We start from the raw sequence: 17,369 nt of genomic DNA on the forward strand, positions 1-17,369 counted from the left end.
TCCGCACCTCATCCATCCAACGTGCGATGTGCCTCTGTCACAATTTCATGCACGGAAGCCGCATCGAACGGCTCTTGCCCCTCCCCCTGTACTTTCAGATACAGGAGGTATTCAATATTCCCCTTGGGTCCCTTCACGGGGGAAAACGTCAATCCTGCAGGGAAAAAGCCCTGCTCCTCTGCCACGGTAAGGACTGTGCGAATCACATCCTCATGCACGGCGGGATCACGGACAACGCCGTTCTTGCCGACGCGCCCTTTCCCCGCCTCAAACTGCGGCTTAATGAGCGCGATCAACGCGCCGTCTTCTGCGAGCAATGTTCGAACCACGGGCAGCACCTTGTCGAGTGAGATAAATGCCACGTCAATCGAAGCAAAATCGAGCATCTGACCCAACATCTCCGACGTGACATTGCGGATATTCGTGCGCTCCATGTTGACGACACGCGCGTCCGTGCGCAGCTTCCAATCGAGCTGCCCGTACCCGACGTCAATCGCAAATACCTTCGCCGCACCGTTCTGGAGCATACAGTCCGTAAAGCCGCCCGTAGAGGCACCGATGTCCGCCGCTGTCTTATCCGCGAGGACGGCACCGAATACCGCCATCCCCTTTTCGAGTTTCAACCCGCCGCGGCTGACATAGGGCAGATCCTCACCGACAACGCGCAATGCGGCATCCGCAGGAATCGTTGTGCCCGCCTTATCGATCCGCTGCTCATCGACGAGCACCTGCCCTGCCATGATGAGCCGCTTCGCACGCTCCCGACTGGGTGCAAATCCCTGTTCCACGAGCAGCACATCCAAACGCTCTTTCTTCAAAATATCCCCTACTGCTTCCGATTGACCAGATACGCTACGAGGTCGCGCAGGAAGGAAGCCTCATCGCCAAAGATCCTAAGTGCCGCCTCCGCCTCTGCTGCTGTACGGCGTGCAAGTTCCTGCGCCTCCGCGAGAGAGGTCAGGCTCACATAGGTCGACTTATGGTTCTTCTCATCGCTGCCAACCGGCTTGCCGATGTCCTCTGCTGTCCCGATGACATCGAGAATGTCGTCCGTGATCTGGAACGCCAAGCCGAAATGATCGGCATACAGTGTCAGCGCCGCAAGCTGCTCCTCCGATGCACCCGCGAGGATCGCACCACTGCGCAGCGCCGCATGAAAAAGTGCCCCCGTCTTGCCCATATGCACGCGGCGCAGTTCCTCCATCGTGATCTGACGGTTCTCCGCCTCGAGATCAAGTACCTGCCCGCCGACCATGCCCTCGGCACCGGCGGCGCGGCTGATCTCGTCCGCCACACGCAGGAGTGCCTCGGCGGCTACATCCTTCTGCCGCAGGATCACGGTGAATGCAAGCGTGAGGAGTGCATCCCCCGCAAGAATCGCAATGCCGTCGCCGTATACGACGTGATTTGTCGGCTTGCCGCGCCGCAGATCATCATTGTCCATCGCGGGCAGATCATCGTGAATGAGCGAATACGTATGAATCATCTCGAGTGCGCACGCAACAGGCAGGAACTTCGTTCCATCTGCACCAACGGCATCCGCCGCCGCCATCAGGAGGATCGGACGCAGCCGTTTCCCGCCTGCCATGAGGCTGTACTCCATCGACGCACGCAGCGTATCGTCCAGTATAGGAGTCTTTGTGAGTTCCTCCCGCAGAGCACGCTCTACCAACATCTGCCGCTTTTTCCAGAGTTCCTTCATCTCAGCCTCCGATCTGCAGCTTTTCTTCTGAAACACCGTCCGCTGTTTCCTTTACGAGAAGATCCATTGTCTCCTCGGCACGTTTGAGCGACTTCATACAGAAGTCAGACAGTTGGATCCCCTCCGAATACTTTGCCATGAGATCCGCAAGCGGCAGCTCCCCCGTCTCAATCTCCGCGACAATCTGCTCCAATGCTCCGATTGCCTCCTCGAATGTCATTTCCTTTTTACGCGCCATGCTGCTTCTCCTTCGCTTCCACAACGGCAGATACTTTCCCATCCGCAAATGTAATATTCAGATGATCTCCGACCGACAGAGCCTTCGAGCGGCTCACTGTCTGCCCGTCCTTCTCCACAACGCTGAACCCGCGATAGAGAATCTGTACGGGGTTCAGAAGTTCGAGCCGCTTCAGCACGAGTTCGAGGCGGTGCCGCGCATTTGTACGTGCGTCCTTTGCCGAACGATGCAGGCGCTCCGTCACGCGATCCGTACGCTGCACGGCAGCGGCAAGCAGGAGCGTCGGATTCCTGCGCCACGAGCGCTCCGTCAGCCCCTTCAGCCGCTCCATACACCACTCCATCTGACGCCTGCGTCCCGCAAGGAGACGCGTACGCAGCCCCGCTGCATGCTGCTGCAGCTCGGCAGCATCCGGCACAGCGAACTCCGCTGCCTGAGACGGCGTTGCTGCCCGGCGGTCACTGACAAAATCCGCGAGCGTTGTATCCGTCTCGTGTCCGACAGCAGAGATCACGGGAATCCGCGATGCATAGATCGCACGCACAACCGGTTCCTCGTTGAATGCCCACAGATCCTCCGCCGAGCCGCCGCCGCGCCCGACAATGAGCACATCCACGGGATATTTCTCGTTGAAGAAGCGAATCGCCGCTGCAATCTGCTCCGCTGCCTCCGTTCCCTGCACGAGAACTGGATGGAGTATCAGTTGGATGCCCGGCCAGCGCCGCTTCGCAACCTTGTGAATATCGCGCAGCACAGCACCGGCAGCTGACGTGACAATCCCAATCCGGCGCGGGAATCGCGGCAGAGGCTGCTTATGCGTCTCATCAAAAAGCCCCTCAGCGAACAGCTTTTCCTTGAGCTGCTCAAAGGCAAGCGCGAGTGCCCCTGCGCCCTCCGGCATCAGCGAATTCACGTAGAGCTGGTAGGCTCCGTCACGTTCGTACACGGACACACTGCCGCCCGCGATGACCTGCATTCCATTCTCCGGTGTGAAGCGCAGATTACGTGCATAGCCGTTGAACATGACACATTTCATGCTCGCACCCGCATCCTTCAGTGTGAAGTAACAATGCCCCGAGGGATAGCGTTTGAAATTGGACACTTCACCGCGAATGAGGATGTCCGTGAGGATGGTCTCGCTCTCGAACATCCCCTTGATATAACGCGTGACATCACTGACAGAGTGAACGGTCATAAGCTCCCTTTCCATATTGATAAAAAAAGAACCATTGCACGAAACGCTCGCGCAACGGATTCTTTCTTTATCATTGATTGCTCAAACAGATTTTTGCATTGCAGCAAGGATTCCGTTTACATAGCGGCTCGCATCATCCGAGCCGTATTTTTTTGCCAGTTCGACTGCCTCATTGATCGCAATCGGCGGATCGATGCCTTCCTCTTGATAGCGCATTTCGTAATACGCCATGCGGATGAGATTGCGATCTACTGCTGGCATGCGGTGGAGTTTCCACTCCTTCGCAAGGCGTGCAATCTCTTCGTCAATCTCAGTCAGATGGGCACGCGTTCCTTGGACGAGCGCATGCGCATACGGCAGATCCTTCTCCTTGATCCCATCCACCTCGTCGATTGCGAGATCACTCGCATTCTCCGCAGTTGCATCGTCCGCACCGAACTCCAACTGGAACAGGGTCAAAAGCGCGGCCTCACGCGCGTGCCTTCGGCTCATGACATCCTCCGAAACAGCCGGCTCAGGACAGACGTATCAATCAGTTCCGCCCAGCCGCCGACACGCTCTGCCCGCAGTCCGATATACATACCGATCGCTGCACAGAGAATGACAAAGACAATATGCCAAAACCCAAAGATCAGGACACAGATGCCGAACAGTGCTCCGAGCAGCAGCCCCACCGTCCGACTACGGTGATGTTCCCATTGATCCTGCAGGAGGAGCAGTATATTTTCCTTCATACCGTTCCCCCACTAAGATAGCGTGCGCTTCGACGAAGTTCCGGTGTTGGCAATCTCCGTCACGCGGAGCATCACAGGCACCTCCGGAATGCCGAGCACATCGTGCAGTTCCTGACGCACCTTCGCCGTCAGCTCCTCCGACACCGCATTCACCCCCGTGTGTTCTGCAAGCGTGACCTTCAGCTCCACCTGCATGGGTGTCGCAGGCGAGTCCTTTGGTGCATCATGCACAGAGATCACGGCAGCTGCCGTCCGAACGCCCTGCATAGAGAGCGCCGCACGCTCCACGATGCCGCGCACAGCGGGCACAGCCACCTGAACGGCTCCCGCGGGCGTATCGACCACCATGAATTCACCGCTTGTTCGTACGGGACTTGATGTTCTGGAAAAAACCGCAAAGAAGAACTTGAGACTGACGAGGAAGAATACCCCGCACACCGCCAAGAGTTCCTGACGGGATAATGCATAGCGCAGCTCATTCAGCCAGACGCTCTCCGGCACAATGCGAAGTGCCGCGGCAAGAACGACAACGGCAAGTGCCATCGCAACGAGCGTATAGGGCAGGAGCAGCAGACGATTTATAATTCCCATCGCTCGGCTCCTCTAGTACATTCAGCGTACACGCGCTTCCTCAACCTTCGGCTCCTCCTCGGGGAAGCCAACGCCCTGCACATGCACATTGACCTCGATCACCGCCAGCCCTGTCATCGTCTCGATTGCGCGCTTGACGTTCTCCTGTGCAGCGAGAGCAACCTCAGGGATACGGATGCCGTACTTCACAATGATATAGAGATCGACGGCAGCTTCCTTCTCACCGACCTCAACCTTGACGCCCTTCGAGAAATTCTTGCGCCCGAGGATCTCGGCAATGCCGCCGGCAATGCCGCCGCTCATCCCTGCAATGCCCTCGACCTCTGTCGTCGCAAGCCCCGCGATGATGCTGACGACCTCGTCCGCCACGCGGATCGTGCCCAGCCCTGTTTCCTTCTTTACTGCATTCTTCTCGTTGTCCATGTCATATCCTCCATTCACAAGGGAAAACGTTCGCCGTACTTAGCCGCGCTCGATATAGTTGCCCGTACGCGTATCAATGCGGAGCACATCGCCCTCATTGATGAAGAGAGGTACGCGAACCTCGTAGCCGGTCTCAACCTTTGCCATCTTCGTTGCGCCCGTCGCCGTGTTTCCCTTGACGCTCGGCTCGCACTCGATGACCTTCAGGCTGACCGAGTTCGGCAGCTGAATGCCGATGATGCGCCCCTTGAACTGCTGCACCGCAACCTCCATGTTCTCCATGAGGTAGTTCAGTGCATCACCGAGCTGCTCACGCGAGAGCTCGGTCTGCTCGTAGGTCTCCGTATTCATGAACGTATAGACGCCGTCTGCCTCATAGAGGTACTGCATCGTATGCGTCTCGAGATGTGCGGCAGGCATCTTCTCATTCGGGTTGAACGTACGCTCAACCACAGCGCCGGTCTCGACGTTCTTGATCTTGGTACGGACGAACGCTGCACCCTTTCCCGGTTTCACGTGCTGGAAATCGACAATCTGCCAGACCCCCCCATCGTATTCAATGGTAAGGCCAGTGCGGAAATCGGTGCTGTTAATCATATTATTCGTTCCTCCATACAATACATTGTCTTTGCATATTATAACGGTTTTATATGCAGATTTCAATAAATTCTTTTGGTGCGCACGTCAGCGGCTCCGCACCGTCTGCGGTGATCAGCACCGTATCCTCGATACGGATGCCGCCCCATTCGGGAATGTATATCCCCGGCTCATCCGTAATCAGCATGTTTGGCTGCAAAAGGGCTTTTCCTGCCTTCGAAAGGCGCGGCTCCTCGTGGATCTCAAGGCCGAGACTGTGCCCGAGTCCATGTCCGAAATATTGGTCAAGAGCCTTCTCCGCAAGTGCATCCCGTGCAATGCGGTCAACCTCAGCGCCCGTCACCCCCGGACAAATCGCAGCCAACGCGCGCTGCTGAGCCGCGAGCACAGCAGCATAGAGTTCCCGCTGACGTGTATCTGCCCGCCCAACACAGATGGTGCGCGTGATGTCTGAACAGTAGCCTTCCCAGACCGCGCCGAAATCCATTGTCACGAGTTCTCCGCGTGCAATTATCTTATCGCTCGCCACGCCGTGCGGCAGACTGCCGCGCACGCCCGAAGCGATGATCGTCTGGAACGCAGGGCGCTCCGAACCGAGGGTGCGCATGCGATGCTCGAGCTCTGCCGCGACCTCGCGTTCCGTCATCCCCGGCTGAATAAAACCTATGATATGAGCGAAGCTCTCGTCCACAATCCTGCACGCGCGGCGAATGCGCATGATCTCATCCGCATCCTTCACCCACCGCAGCACATCAAGCGTCAGCGAAGTGTCAAAGGAGATCTCCCCGAGGAGCTCCTTCAGCTTTTCATATCGCTCATAGACAAGCGCCGCGCCCTCAAAGCCAAGCGCAACAACGCCGATCTCTGCAGCAAGCTCTGCAATCTTCCGATCGAGCCCATCTCTTTGCTCCACAATCTCATAGAGGGGGGCTTCCGCCGCTGCCTGCTCTGTATAGCGGCTGTCCGTCACGAGCAGGAGACGCTCCTGCGTTACAAGAAGCGCGGTCGAATCCCCGCGAAATCCACTGAAATAGCAGACATTCTCCTCCTTCGTAATCAGGACGGCATCCACAATTTTCTCTCTAAGAACTTCCCGCAGTCGTGCAATACGCGTATTCATATTTGCCGCACGCCTCCCATCCGGCAGAGAATCGCCTCAAGTGCCGCCATATAGCTCTCCGCGCCAAGTCCTGCAATCTGTCCGAGGACGACGGGTGCGATGACAGACTTGTGGCGGAACTCCTCACGCCGGTGAATATTCGAGAGATGCACCTCGATGACGGGCACCTCCACCGCTGCAATCGCGTCGCGAATCGCGATGCTGTAATGCGTAAACGCAGCGGCATTCAAGATGATGTAGTCCACCGTTCCGCGCGCCGCCTGAATCGCATCCACGAGCACGCCCTCATGATTCGACTGCATAAACTCGATTGTGTGCCCCGCCTCCTCGGCGCGGCGGCGCAGACGCTCATTGATGTCTGCGAGCGTCTGCGCGCCGTAGATCTCCGGCTCACGCGTGCCGAGCAGGTTGAGATTGGGTCCGTTCAGTACCAGTATTTTCCCCATGACGACTCCTAGTATTTGATGGAAAAGTCTCGCTCACCATCCACGGGTTCACGTTCCTCGATGTCCAGACGCTCTACGCGGATAAAATAATTCCCCGCACGCATCGCGGCAAACGCAGCTTCGACCGCAGGCTCCGCCCCCTGCAGCTCCATTGTCACCGTTCCGTCCTCCATATTCATCACCCAGCCCGTGATGTCGTTCATCACCGCCTGCTGACGGACGAACATACGGAACCCCACGCCCTGCACACGCCCTGCAGCGCACGCATAGCGGCGAATCACAGCGCTCATTGCACTTCCTCCTTTTTCATCGGAACATCGCGGCGCAAAATACTGTTTGGCGCAGCCGGACGCTCCATCCGTATGCGGACGATCTGCTGCGGATGCGGCGCTGCTGCGATCGGTTCTCCGTCCGCATCCCACATCTCCGCAAGCTCCTGACGGAACAGCGCTCCCTCGGGTTGGAATACTTCGATCTCCTGTCCCAGTTTCATATGATTGCGCTGCTCCACCGTGGCAAGCTGTGTTGCCTCGTCGTAGGAGCGCACAAGTCCGACAAAATCCGAGCTCTGTTCATAGGAAGACGAGCCGTAGATCTGATCTGCTGCTGTTGTCTTCCCAAAGAAAAAGCCCGTCGTATAGGCACGGTGCGAGACCTTTTCGAGCTCTTCCAGCCACTCCGGCTGCACCTCATAGGGCACATCCGAGAGGCAGGCATCCAGAGCCATCCGATATGCTTTGACCACACTTGCAACATAGTGGACGCTCTTCATGCGTCCCTCGATCTTTAAACTGTCGATGCCGACATCCACAACCTCGTCCAGATACGGCAGGAGACAGAGATCCTTTGAGTTCATGATGTACGTCCCGCGCTCATCCTCTGCGATGGGATAGTATTCTCCGGGACGAGCCTCCTCTACGAGTGCATATTTCCAGCGGCAGGACTGGGCACAGCTGCCGCGGTTCGCATCACGTCCTGTAAAATAGCTGCTGAGGAGACAGCGCCCCGAGTAGGAGATACACATTGCCCCATGTACGAAGAGTTCCAAGTCCACATCCGTGTGCTGACGGATCTCCCGTATCTCCTCACGCGTGAGTTCACGCGCGAGGACAACGCGCTCCGCCCCAAGCTCCTGCCATGCGCGTACCGTGCGCCAGTTTACATTATTTGCCTGTGTACTGATGTGCACGGGCAGTGTGGGCGCCGCTTCACGCACGAGCATGAATACGCCGAGGTCGGCGACGAGTACGGCATCTGCCTGTACTTCGGCAAGAAAGCGCAGATAGTCCGGCAGGGATATGAGATCGTTGTTGTGCGGAAAGACATTGACCGTCACATAGATCTTCTTCCCCGCTCTGTGTGCCATCTGCACTGCTGCCCGTATTTCCTCGTTTGTGAAGTTGCCGCCGAATGCACGCAGTCCGAACTGTGCGCCGCCGAGATACGCCGCATCCGCGCCGTAGGCGAGCGCCATGTGCAGCTTTTCCATCGTTCCCGCCGGTGCCAGCAGTTCCGGTCTTTTTTTCATTCATCAGCCTCCACAGATCTCAGCGCACCTGATCGACCAGTGCAAGGTGATCCGCATAATTCGTCGCATAGTAGTTGTTCCCGTTCCGATCGGCAACGAAGTACAAATAATTTGTTGCCGCCGGGTGAAGCACCGCCATCAGCGACGCTGTCCCCGGGCTTGCAATTGGTCCCGGCGGCAGCCCGACATTTTGATAGGTATTGTACGGCGACGCAATCTCCGTGTCGCTGAAGAGCAGATCTTCTTTCGGCTCATTCAGCAGATACTGCACCGTCGGATCCGCCTGCAGAGGCATGCCGAGACGCAGACGCTTCAAGAAAATCTGTGCAATGATCGGACGATCCTCATCGTGGTATGCCTCCTTCTCAACCAACGAGGCAAGTGTCACGAGTTCGTAGATCGAGAGGTTCATCTCCTTGGCACGATCACGCATCTCCTTCGTCAAACGGCGGTCAAAGTTCTCCGCCATCATCTCCATGATGCGTGCGGCATCGAACTCCCCGTTGATCTCATAGGTATCGGGAAAGAGGAATCCCTCTGCCGCATAGCGCACATTTTCATGCTCCTCGACGTAAGGATAGGGGCGGTAGGACTTGGCAAGCGCGATAAAGTCATTCGCCTTGACAAGTCCCTCGGATTCAAGCCGCTCGGCAATATCACGCACACTGAACCCCTCGGGGATCGTAAAGCGGATTGTGACTGTATTGCCATAGACCAGCATCTCTAGGGCATCACGCGGGGTCATTCCCGTCTGCAGAGCAAACGTGCCGCTCTTGACCTTATTCTCAAAGCCGTTCAGCTTCGCCGTCCACCAGAACTTCGTCTCGCTGTCAATGACGCCGCGCGCGTGCAGTTCCTTCCCGATCTCACTCACACTCATGCCCGGACGCACCGTAAAGTAGACTGGAATCCCCTTCTCCCCCGTATATGCGGGGGACTCCGACAACGGAATGATGACAAACACGATCATCAGGACGAGCGCAGCAGCCAGCGCCGGAATCCCAAACACAATCTTCTTCTGGAGCGGCGTCCCCTTCCCGCGATAGACCGCCTCCATTGCCTTGCGCAAGCCGTCGTTGTTCAAGAAGTCCAATATCCCCTGCAATGACTCCTTCAAACGAATCCTTCCTCTCTTCGTGCAAACTCCCTACGAAAAAGCTGTCATCTCCCCACGATGACAGCCTCACCTTCTCATACGGTCATTCTTCCTCTTCTTCGAGGAGTTCATAGGCGCGCCGCACCGCATCGAACTCCTCATCCGTCGGGTCGGTGTAGATGTCCTCGCCGTCGTCGTCCGTGACGATCTTCGCGATTGTCGCCTCATCACCCTCCTCGGCACTCTCAAGTTCATCTTCGGAGGTAGCGGTAAGCGCAATCAGGACAGCAAAGCGATCCTCACCGATGGGAATGATCATCTCCTCTCGATAGTAGCGCTCATCCCCGTCCTCATTTGTCATGACAACGATAACGTCCTCGTCGTGAAGCTCTTCATGTTCTTCCATTTTATCTCCCTTGTTCAATACGGTGTGCATTTACTTCAAATGCTGCTGCCGATCCAAAAAGCCCTGCAATATGTAGACCGCAGCCATCTTGTCAATAACTTTGCGGCGTTTTTTGCGTGAAACATCTCCCTCTAAGAGCGCACGCGCGGCGGCAACCGTTGAGAGACGCTCGTCCCAGTAGTGTATCTCGATCGCAGGAAAGCGCTCTGCCGCCTCCGCCATAAAGGCACGAACAATCGCGCAGCGTGCGCCCTCGTCTCCGTTCATATGCTTCGGCAGTCCTGCCACAAATGCCTGCACCTCATACTCTTGTACGAGCTGGGCAAGGCGATCGAAATCGGCAGAAAGCTCTGTGCGTCGGATCGTCTCCACCCCCTGTGCCGTGAGGCCGAGGAGATCGCTGACGGCAATCCCAATGGTCGCATCCCCGATATCGAGCGCGAGATAGCGCTTCACTTCTCATGCTCCAGATAGAACCGCACGAGTTCATCGAGCAGCTCGTCGCGCTCGAGGCCCCGGATCTTGCTCCGCGCATCCCTGTGACTCGTTACATATGCCGGATCGCCGGAGAGCAGATAGCCGACCAGCTGATTGATGGGGTTATACCCCTTCTCCCGCATGGCTGCTGCTGCCTCCCGTATGACGACGTCTGCCTTCGGCTTGTCCTCGCCGAAGGAGAACATCATTGTCTTCTGTTCATCCATTTGACTCACCTCATTGGGGAAATAACCGCCCCCTAAGCTATAGGAAGCACCGATAAATCTGCACCAATCTGACAGAGCTCATTTTATCAGTGTTTTCCATATGCCTGATCTTACCACAAAATATGAGAAAAGACAATGTGACTGTAACGTGTCACGCGTCCTCGCTCGAAAGCGCCGAGCTGCCGAGTGTGCGTGTAACGCGATAGACATCCTTGAGCAGGCGCATTTTCGTCATGACCTGCGTGATCTGGTCGATGTTGCTGACGTTGAGTCCGAGGAGGACGGTCGATGTCTTGTTGCGGCGATTCGGCGTTGCGTTGACGGTGTGAATGTTGACCTTCATCTCGGCGGGTACGGCGAGGAGCTCTGCGAGCATGCCGTTGCGGTCATTGCAGATGATCTCAATGCCGACAATGTAGTCCTTGTCGAGGCCAATGTCCCAGCTGACCTCGATCACGCGCGTAAGCTCCGTATCATTCAGCACATTCGGGCAATCAGAGCGATGCACGGAGACACCGCGCCCACGCGTGATATAGCCTGTGATCGGATCGCCGGGGATTGGATTGCAGCAGCGTGCAAGGCGCACGAGATAGCCGCCCTCGCCCTCCACGAGAACTCCGTGACTCGCCTTCTTGCGCTTTCCCCTGCGGGGGGCCTTGAGCTCGGAGAGCAGCTGCGACACTTCTGGCGGTGTGCTCTCCTTGACGGACTGCTGGTGCAGCTCAATCAGCTTCGTCATAACGCCGCGCAGGGAGACCCCGCCGTAACCGAGTGCAGCAAGGAGATCCTCCTCGCTCTGTACGTTGAGCTTCTCCGCGACTTTGCCGAGGCGCCCGCCTGCCGTCAGCTCCTTCAGCACGTAGCCGAGCCGCTTTGCCTCATCGCGGATGAGGTTCATGCCGCGCTCGACATTCTCCTCACGGTTCTCCTTCTTAAACCACGCACGTATCTTGCTGCGCGTCGCCGAGGATGCAACCGTGTTCAGCCAGTCAGGGCTCGGCCCATTGCCCGCCTTGTTCGTGACGATGGATACGATGTCGCCGTTCTTGAGCTTGTATTCGAGCGGTACAATCTTCCCGTTGACCTTCGCTCCGACACAACGGTGCCCGATCTCTGTGTGGATGTGATAAGCAAAGTCGATCGGATTTGAACCCTTCGGCAGATCGATGACATCGCCGCGCGGCGTAAAGACAAACACCTCGTCCGAGAACACATCCAGTTTCAGTGCCTCAAAGAATTCCTTCGGATCGTCGTACTCCTTCTGCAGGCTGACCATCTGGCGCAGCCACGACATCTTCTGATCGTTCTCATCGGTCGCATCGATGCACCGTCCCGCCTCTTTGTATTTCCAATGCGCGGCAACACCGAACTCGGAGACCTGATGCATGGACTGCGTACGGATCTGGATTTCAAGCGGATCTCCGTGCGTCATGACGGTTGTATGGAGAGACTGATAGCCGTTGGACTTCGGCATAGCGATGTAGTCCTTGAACCTGCCCGGAATCGGCTTCCACATCGCATGAATGACACCGAGCACGCCGTAGCAGTCCTTGACGGAGGAGACAAGCACGCGCACAGCGGAGAGATCATAGATCTCGTTGACGCTCTTGTTGTCACGCTTCATCTTGCGGTAAATGCTGTAAAAATGCTTCGCACGTCCCTTGATCTCCGCCTCAATGCCCGCTGCTTCAAGTTTCTCCCGAATCTGCTGGATCGAATCCCGTATGAACTCCTGCCGCTCCTTCCGCTTGTGCTTGACCTCCTCCACGAGGGCATAGTACGCTTCTGGTTCCAAGTAGCGCAGGCAGAGATCTTCGAGTTCCACCTTGATGCTGGAGATACCGAGACGGTTCGCGAGCGGCGCATAGACTTCGAGGGTCTCCTTTGCAATGCGCATGCGCTTGTCCTCGCGCATGCATTTCAGCGTGCGCATATTGTGCAGGCGATCGGCCAGCTTGATCATAATGACACGGATATCCTTTGCCATCGCGAGGAACATCTTGCGATAGTTCTCAAGCTTGACATCCTCCTTGGACATATACTCAATCCGCCCGAGCTTCGTCACACCGTCGATGAGCTCCATGACATTCTTGCCGAACTGAGCCTCCATCTCTTCGAGTGTCGCGCAGGTGTCCTCCACGACATCGTGCAGGAGCGCAGCACAGATGGTCTCGCCGTCGAGATGAAGCCCCGTGAGGATGTAGGCGACGTTGAGCGGGTGGATGATGTAGGCCTCGCCCGAGATGCGCACCTGTCCGCTGTGGGCTCTCTCCGCACAGGCGTATGCCTTCTTGATCTTCTCGATATCGGCATCCGCCTGATAGGAGCGCACCTTCTCCAAAATCATATCGAGGGTGATTGCCCTCTGCACATCATCTGACATCTACATATCACCCTTTCTTTCCTCGTGCCGACGGAAGGTCGGCGCATCCATAAGTTCCAGCTTTCCTGAGGGAGGAATGAACTGGAAGCTGTCCTCCGTCGGGGAAGTGAGCAGCCCGAGTTCACGAAAAATACACAGGGAAGTTTCCATTGTATAGTGCGAAATATGCCCCATTTCACGTGAAAAGCGACACGTGAGTGCAATCTCTCCGTATGGAATCCGATCGTCCTCTGTGCGCAGTCCGCTGAGAAAGCTATAAACGGCTTTCAAAATGTCACGCGTCGGAAAAATACGCTCCTGTGCGGCAGGCATGATGGAATCCACCATGCACTGCACGGAGCGCATCCCCTGCCACTCGTTGATGCTTGGCGTGTAGGCGATGTCGCTCGTCTCCTCCGTCACAATTTCCGCAAACTCCCCTGCATTCCAGCAGAGTGCCGCCACACGCTTCTCCCGTGTGCCGACCTCCATGCGCAGGTGCCGTCCCTCTGCCCCGATCGCTGCCGCTGTGCGCGGACGAAGCGCCCTGACACCGAAAATCGGCCGCGGATTCCCCATGCCATACGGCTCGAGGAGGGTGAGTTCTGTGACCTGAGCAAGCGTCCAGTCGGCGGGGGCAACAAGCCCCTCAATGGGGATCTTCGGTGTGAAGTCTGCTATTTCCAAATGTGTACGTACATAGTTCGCGAACGCACGCTGAAAATCCTCCACACGCGCGCACGCAAGTGTCAGGCCCGCCGCCATCTCATGCCCGCCGAATTGGATGAGCGTATCCCCGCACGCTGCGAGTGCCTCGTACATATGTAGTCCCGCAATGCTGCGGCACGATCCCTTGTATACATCGCCCTGCCGCGTGAGCACTATGCTCGGGCGGTAGTATGTCTCAACGAGACGGGAGGCGACAATACCAATGACGCCGGAGTTCCAGTCTTCCCCCGCGACCACGATCGCAGGAACATCGGGCGTAAAATCTGCGAGCAACGCCTTTGCCTCCGCAAGAATCTCCTGTTCCAGATCACGGCGCTCCGTGTTGAGCGCATTCAGCTCACCAGCGAGACGGTCTGCCTCGCTGGCATCCGCAGAGCTGAGCAGCTCCACGCCGCTGCGCGCCGTCTCAATCCGCCCCGCCGCATTCAGACGCGGGGCAAGCTGGAAGCCGACCATCCCCGTATTGATTGCTTTCCCCTCACAGCCGGAAACGCGGATCAGCGCCGCAATCCCTGTACAGGGCCGTGCGGACATGTGCGCCAATCCCGCTTGAACGATCTTGCGGTTCTCGCCAATGAGCGGCACAAGGTCGGCAATCGTCCCGAGTGCGGCAATGTCGAGATCATCGGCATAGAGCCGCTGCTCCTCCGTCTGCCAAAGAGCCTGCACGAGCTTGAACGTGACGCCGACGCCCGCAAGCTCCTTGTCCGGATAGGGACAGTCCGCACGGTGCGGATTAATGACGGCATAGGCGGGCGGCAGTGCCGCCCCCGGGAGGTGATGATCGGTGATGACAATGTCCATCCCCGCCGTCATCTCCGCAACAGTCTGTACGGACGAGATTCCGCAGTCCACGGTAACAAGCAGCCCGCAGCCCTCCGCCGCAAGCTGCTCCAGTGCCGCACGGTTGATCCCATAGCCCTCCGTAAAGCGGTTCGGAATATAGTAGGAAACTGTTCCGCCGAGTGCGCGGATATTCTTCATCAGGAGGGTGGTCGAGGTCATACCATCCACATCGTAGTCCCCATAGACAACGATGTGCTCCCCACTGTGAATCGCATGCAAAATACGCCGTACGGCTTTTTCCATATCCATCATGAGAAACGGATCATGGAACGGCGCATCCTCCGGATGCAGGAAGGCGCGCGCCTCTTTCTCCGTACGTATTCCCCTATGCCAGAGAATCTGCCCGATGATCGGCGCGATCCCAAGCTCGTGTGCAAGGACCGCTCCCTCTGCCGTATTCTCGTGCACAATCCATTCTTTCAGCATGGTCTCCCCCCTTTCCGCAACAGCAAAAGAGCCTGTCATGGGACAGGCTCTCTTCTTTACCCCTCCACCGCTGCCGGCTTCGCGGCAGGGCGCCGCTCCGTGCGGTTTCTCAGCTCAATCCAGAGCTGGCTCGCAATGAAGATGGAGGAGTAGCATCCGCTCGCAAAGCCGACGAGAAGTGCGAATGCAAAGTCCTTCGTCGTCTCTCCGCCGAACCAATACAGTGCAAATGTCGTAAACAGAACCGTAAACACTGTGTAGAGTGAGCGCGTCAGCGTCTGATAGATGGAACGATTGACGAGCTCATTCACGTCGCCGCCGCGGCGGAAATGAAGCTTCAGATTCTCACGAATGCGGTCAAAGATAACGATCGTATCGTTGATCGAGTACCCGACGATGGTAAGCAGCGCCGCGATAAAGGACGAATCAATCTGCCGCTGCGTAAAGGAGAACACTGCGAGCACAATGATAATATCGTGGATAAGCGCGAGCACCGCCGACACACCGAAGCGCCATTCGAAGCGGTAGGCGACATAGAGGATGATGAGTCCCCACGAAATCACAAGTGCGAGCACGGCGTTTGTAATCAGCTCGCCGCCGATGGTCGCGCCAACCTTCTCCTCGCGGAGAACGGTATAGGGGCCGACATCCTGCGTGAGCGACGCCATGACCTCCTTGCGCTGCTGCTCCTCAAGGTCGATCGTGCGGATCATGACGTTCTCGGAGGACTCCACCGCCGCCTCGTCCCCCGAGAGCTGGATTGTGCTCCCGTCAAGATCGTATTTCGCAAGGCTCGAACGCACATCGGAGAGCGTCACCGGCTGCTCGAAGCGCAGGTCAATGATTGTGCCGCCCGTAAAGTCGATGCCAAAGTTGAACCCACGCACGCCCATGCAGATAAAGCCGGGGATGATGAGTACGAGAGAGAGGAGAAACCAGATCCTGCGATGTCCCGCGATATCAAACTTAGGCATTCTTCTCATCCCCCTTCTTCTTTGCACCGAGCATAAAGCCGTTTGCACCATAGAGTGCGGGGCTCTCGGACAGCTTCGAGTTAATCATGAGCTTCAGCAGATACTGCGTCAGTGTGATCGCCGTAAACATCGAGAGCATTGTGCCGACACCAAGCGTGATCGCAAAGCCGCGGATCGTCCCCGTTCCGAGGAAGAAGAGCACGCCCGCCGCGATGAGCGTCGTGACGTTCGAGTCAAAAATCGTCGTGAACGCGCGCTTGAATCCTGCATCCATTGCGAGGCGCAGCGTCTTTTGGTTGACCTGATACTCCTCCTTGAAATGCTCAAAGATGAGGACATTCGCATCGACCGCCATACCGATGGAGAGGATGATGCCCGCCACACCCGGCAGGGTCAGCGTCGCATCCATCAGGTAGAGAATGCCGAGCAGCATGACCGTGTACGCCATCAGTGCCACGTCTGCAATGAAACCCGAGAGATGATAGAAGAAGATCATAAAGATAACGACAGCACCAAGTCCAACGACAAAGGCAAACTGGGACTTATCCTTCGAGTCCTGTCCAAGCGTCGGGCCGACCGTGCGCGTCTCGATGATCTCAACCTTCACGGGCAGTGCACCGCTGCGCAGAACAACCGCGAGATTCTGCGCCTCCTCGAGGGTCTTCTGCCCCGTGATCTCCGCACGCCCGCCGAGGATCGGCTCGCGCACATTCGGCGCCGTGAGGACTTCTCCATCGAGCAGAATGGCGATTGTACGTCCGACATTCTTCATCGTGAGATCGGCAAACTTCTGTGCCCCCTCATCCGAGAACTCAAGGTTGACGACGTTCTGTCCCGACTGCGGATTTGTCGATGCCTGCGCATCCTTCAGATCCGTACCCGTGAGGACCGTATGCCCCTCCTCGTCGCGGAACTCGAGCATCGCCGTCTTGCCGATTGTTCGAATCGCCGCGTCGGGATCCTTGATGCCGGGCAGCTCGATGATGACGCGCCGCTCGCCTTCGCGCTGAATGATCGGCTCGGTGAGTCCGAGCGAGTTGACGCGCTTCTCCATGATCGCAACAACGCGGTTCATCGCATCGTCATTGACCTGCGCCTGCTCCGTATCGACCGCCTCCAGAACGACGTGCGTTCCTCCCTGCAGGTCAAGCCCCTGCCGAATTGAACTCGCAAGCGGCTGAACTAGGAAAAAAAACGCACCAATGATGGCTGCAACCGCAATCACAAGCTTTAACAGACTATGTTGTCTCAA

21 protein-coding genes are annotated in these 17,369 nt (G+C 57.1%); all 21 read right to left on the reverse strand.

Annotated elements, in window-relative coordinates; translation table 11 throughout:
• Nucleotides 1–8: 8 nt before the first annotated feature.
• On the reverse strand, nucleotides 9–818 hold the full coding sequence (locus tag BCS37_RS07010; RefSeq protein ID WP_069180775.1) for a TlyA family RNA methyltransferase: 810 nt from the start codon (nucleotides 816–818) through the stop codon (nucleotides 9–11).
• 8 nt (nucleotides 819–826) lie between these two features.
• Nucleotides 827–1,702, reverse strand: a complete 876-nt coding sequence (locus BCS37_RS07015) for a polyprenyl synthetase family protein (RefSeq protein ID WP_069180776.1) — start codon at nucleotides 1,700–1,702, stop codon at nucleotides 827–829.
• A 1-nt stretch (nucleotide 1,703) separates the two neighbouring features.
• Nucleotides 1,704–1,940, reverse strand: a complete 237-nt coding sequence (xseB, locus tag BCS37_RS07020) for an exodeoxyribonuclease VII small subunit (protein ID WP_069180777.1) — start codon at nucleotides 1,938–1,940, stop codon at nucleotides 1,704–1,706.
• Complete coding sequence (xseA, locus tag BCS37_RS07025; RefSeq protein ID WP_069180778.1) at nucleotides 1,930–3,135, reverse strand: exodeoxyribonuclease VII large subunit; 1,206 nt, start codon at nucleotides 3,133–3,135, stop codon at nucleotides 1,930–1,932. The genes xseB and xseA overlap by 11 nt, the downstream gene beginning before the upstream one ends.
• 81 nt (nucleotides 3,136–3,216) lie before the next feature.
• Nucleotides 3,217–3,627, reverse strand: a complete 411-nt coding sequence (nusB, locus tag BCS37_RS07030) for a transcription antitermination factor NusB (RefSeq protein WP_069180779.1) — start codon at nucleotides 3,625–3,627, stop codon at nucleotides 3,217–3,219.
• Complete coding sequence (locus BCS37_RS07035) at nucleotides 3,624–3,869, reverse strand: DUF2273 domain-containing protein (protein WP_069180780.1); 246 nt, start codon at nucleotides 3,867–3,869, stop codon at nucleotides 3,624–3,626. Before BCS37_RS07035 ends, nusB begins: the two co-directional genes overlap by 4 nt.
• A gap of 12 nt (nucleotides 3,870–3,881) precedes the next feature.
• Nucleotides 3,882–4,460, reverse strand: coding sequence for an alkaline shock response membrane anchor protein AmaP (amaP, locus tag BCS37_RS07040; RefSeq protein ID WP_069180781.1), 579 nt, complete (start codon nucleotides 4,458–4,460; stop codon nucleotides 3,882–3,884).
• 21 nt (nucleotides 4,461–4,481) lie between these two features.
• On the reverse strand, nucleotides 4,482–4,883 hold the full coding sequence (locus tag BCS37_RS07045) for an Asp23/Gls24 family envelope stress response protein (RefSeq protein WP_069180782.1): 402 nt from the start codon (nucleotides 4,881–4,883) through the stop codon (nucleotides 4,482–4,484).
• Between the two features lie 39 nt (nucleotides 4,884–4,922).
• Nucleotides 4,923–5,480: an elongation factor P gene (gene efp, locus BCS37_RS07050; RefSeq protein WP_069180783.1), complete on the reverse strand. Its 558-nt coding sequence runs from the start codon at nucleotides 5,478–5,480 to the stop codon at nucleotides 4,923–4,925.
• Between the two features lie 49 nt (nucleotides 5,481–5,529).
• Nucleotides 5,530–6,600: a M24 family metallopeptidase gene (locus BCS37_RS07055; protein ID WP_069180784.1), complete on the reverse strand. Its 1,071-nt coding sequence runs from the start codon at nucleotides 6,598–6,600 to the stop codon at nucleotides 5,530–5,532.
• Complete coding sequence (gene aroQ / locus BCS37_RS07060) at nucleotides 6,597–7,046, reverse strand: type II 3-dehydroquinate dehydratase (RefSeq protein WP_069180785.1); 450 nt, start codon at nucleotides 7,044–7,046, stop codon at nucleotides 6,597–6,599. Before aroQ ends, BCS37_RS07055 begins: the two co-directional genes overlap by 4 nt.
• 8 nt (nucleotides 7,047–7,054) lie before the next feature.
• A complete protein-coding gene (locus BCS37_RS07065; RefSeq protein ID WP_069180786.1) occupies nucleotides 7,055–7,336 on the reverse strand; it encodes an acylphosphatase in 282 nt (93 codons plus the stop codon).
• Nucleotides 7,333–8,574, reverse strand: coding sequence for a peptidase U32 family protein (locus tag BCS37_RS07070; RefSeq protein WP_069180787.1), 1,242 nt, complete (start codon nucleotides 8,572–8,574; stop codon nucleotides 7,333–7,335). The genes BCS37_RS07065 and BCS37_RS07070 overlap by 4 nt, the downstream gene beginning before the upstream one ends.
• Before the next feature lie 19 nt (nucleotides 8,575–8,593).
• Complete coding sequence (gene mltG / locus BCS37_RS07075; protein WP_069180788.1) at nucleotides 8,594–9,691, reverse strand: endolytic transglycosylase MltG; 1,098 nt, start codon at nucleotides 9,689–9,691, stop codon at nucleotides 8,594–8,596.
• Between the two features lie 82 nt (nucleotides 9,692–9,773).
• Nucleotides 9,774–10,076 carry a DUF1292 domain-containing protein gene (locus tag BCS37_RS07080; RefSeq protein ID WP_069180789.1) on the reverse strand — a complete coding sequence of 101 codons (303 nt, stop codon included), beginning with the start codon at nucleotides 10,074–10,076 and terminating at the stop codon, nucleotides 9,774–9,776.
• A gap of 30 nt (nucleotides 10,077–10,106) precedes the next feature.
• Nucleotides 10,107–10,532, reverse strand: a complete 426-nt coding sequence (gene ruvX, locus BCS37_RS07085) for a Holliday junction resolvase RuvX (protein WP_069180790.1) — start codon at nucleotides 10,530–10,532, stop codon at nucleotides 10,107–10,109.
• Nucleotides 10,529–10,780 carry an IreB family regulatory phosphoprotein gene (locus BCS37_RS07090; RefSeq protein ID WP_069180791.1) on the reverse strand — a complete coding sequence of 84 codons (252 nt, stop codon included), beginning with the start codon at nucleotides 10,778–10,780 and terminating at the stop codon, nucleotides 10,529–10,531. The genes ruvX and BCS37_RS07090 overlap by 4 nt, the downstream gene beginning before the upstream one ends.
• Before the next feature lie 151 nt (nucleotides 10,781–10,931).
• A complete protein-coding gene (locus BCS37_RS07095) occupies nucleotides 10,932–13,163 on the reverse strand; it encodes a RelA/SpoT family protein (RefSeq protein WP_069180792.1) in 2,232 nt (743 codons plus the stop codon).
• Nucleotides 13,164–15,143 (reverse strand): single-stranded-DNA-specific exonuclease RecJ, encoded by a 1,980-nt coding sequence (gene recJ, locus BCS37_RS07100; protein WP_069180793.1) that lies wholly within the window; start codon nucleotides 15,141–15,143, stop codon nucleotides 13,164–13,166. It lies immediately after the preceding gene.
• Between the two features lie 56 nt (nucleotides 15,144–15,199).
• On the reverse strand, nucleotides 15,200–16,117 hold the full coding sequence (secF, locus tag BCS37_RS07105; protein WP_069180794.1) for a protein translocase subunit SecF: 918 nt from the start codon (nucleotides 16,115–16,117) through the stop codon (nucleotides 15,200–15,202).
• On the reverse strand, nucleotides 16,110–17,342 hold the full coding sequence (secD, locus tag BCS37_RS07110) for a protein translocase subunit SecD (RefSeq protein WP_069180795.1): 1,233 nt from the start codon (nucleotides 17,340–17,342) through the stop codon (nucleotides 16,110–16,112). The genes secF and secD overlap by 8 nt, the downstream gene beginning before the upstream one ends.
• Nucleotides 17,343–17,369: the final 27 nt, after the last annotated feature.

Origin of the sequence: Selenomonas sp. oral taxon 920 (assembly GCF_001717585.1) — a bacterium.
Taxonomy (GTDB): Bacteria; Bacillota; Negativicutes; order Selenomonadales; family Selenomonadaceae; genus Centipeda.

Coding starts and splice junctions, on each gene's coding strand:
- BCS37_RS07055 (WP_069180784.1), bottom strand. CDS start 6,600: ATGAATACGCGTATTGCACGACTGCGGGAAGTTCTTAGAGAGAAAATT.
- secF (WP_069180794.1), bottom strand. CDS start 16,117: ATGCCTAAGTTTGATATCGCGGGACATCGCAGGATCTGGTTTCTCCTC.
- BCS37_RS07015 (WP_069180776.1), bottom strand. CDS start 1,702: ATGAAGGAACTCTGGAAAAAGCGGCAGATGTTGGTAGAGCGTGCTCTG.
- BCS37_RS07080 (WP_069180789.1), bottom strand. CDS start 10,076: ATGGAAGAACATGAAGAGCTTCACGACGAGGACGTTATCGTTGTCATG.
- amaP (WP_069180781.1), bottom strand. CDS start 4,460: ATGGGAATTATAAATCGTCTGCTGCTCCTGCCCTATACGCTCGTTGCG.
- nusB (WP_069180779.1), bottom strand. CDS start 3,627: ATGAGCCGAAGGCACGCGCGTGAGGCCGCGCTTTTGACCCTGTTCCAG.
- efp (WP_069180783.1), bottom strand. CDS start 5,480: ATGATTAACAGCACCGATTTCCGCACTGGCCTTACCATTGAATACGAT.
- BCS37_RS07035 (WP_069180780.1), bottom strand. CDS start 3,869: ATGAAGGAAAATATACTGCTCCTCCTGCAGGATCAATGGGAACATCAC.
- BCS37_RS07070 (WP_069180787.1), bottom strand. CDS start 8,574: ATGAAAAAAAGACCGGAACTGCTGGCACCGGCGGGAACGATGGAAAAG.
- BCS37_RS07090 (WP_069180791.1), bottom strand. CDS start 10,780: ATGGATGAACAGAAGACAATGATGTTCTCCTTCGGCGAGGACAAGCCG.
- xseA (WP_069180778.1), bottom strand. CDS start 3,135: ATGACCGTTCACTCTGTCAGTGATGTCACGCGTTATATCAAGGGGATG.
- aroQ (WP_069180785.1), bottom strand. CDS start 7,046: ATGGGGAAAATACTGGTACTGAACGGACCCAATCTCAACCTGCTCGGC.
- BCS37_RS07065 (WP_069180786.1), bottom strand. CDS start 7,336: ATGAGCGCTGTGATTCGCCGCTATGCGTGCGCTGCAGGGCGTGTGCAG.
- xseB (WP_069180777.1), bottom strand. CDS start 1,940: ATGGCGCGTAAAAAGGAAATGACATTCGAGGAGGCAATCGGAGCATTG.
- BCS37_RS07095 (WP_069180792.1), bottom strand. CDS start 13,163: ATGTCAGATGATGTGCAGAGGGCAATCACCCTCGATATGATTTTGGAG.
- BCS37_RS07045 (WP_069180782.1), bottom strand. CDS start 4,883: ATGGACAACGAGAAGAATGCAGTAAAGAAGGAAACAGGGCTGGGCACG.
- recJ (WP_069180793.1), bottom strand. CDS start 15,143: ATGCTGAAAGAATGGATTGTGCACGAGAATACGGCAGAGGGAGCGGTC.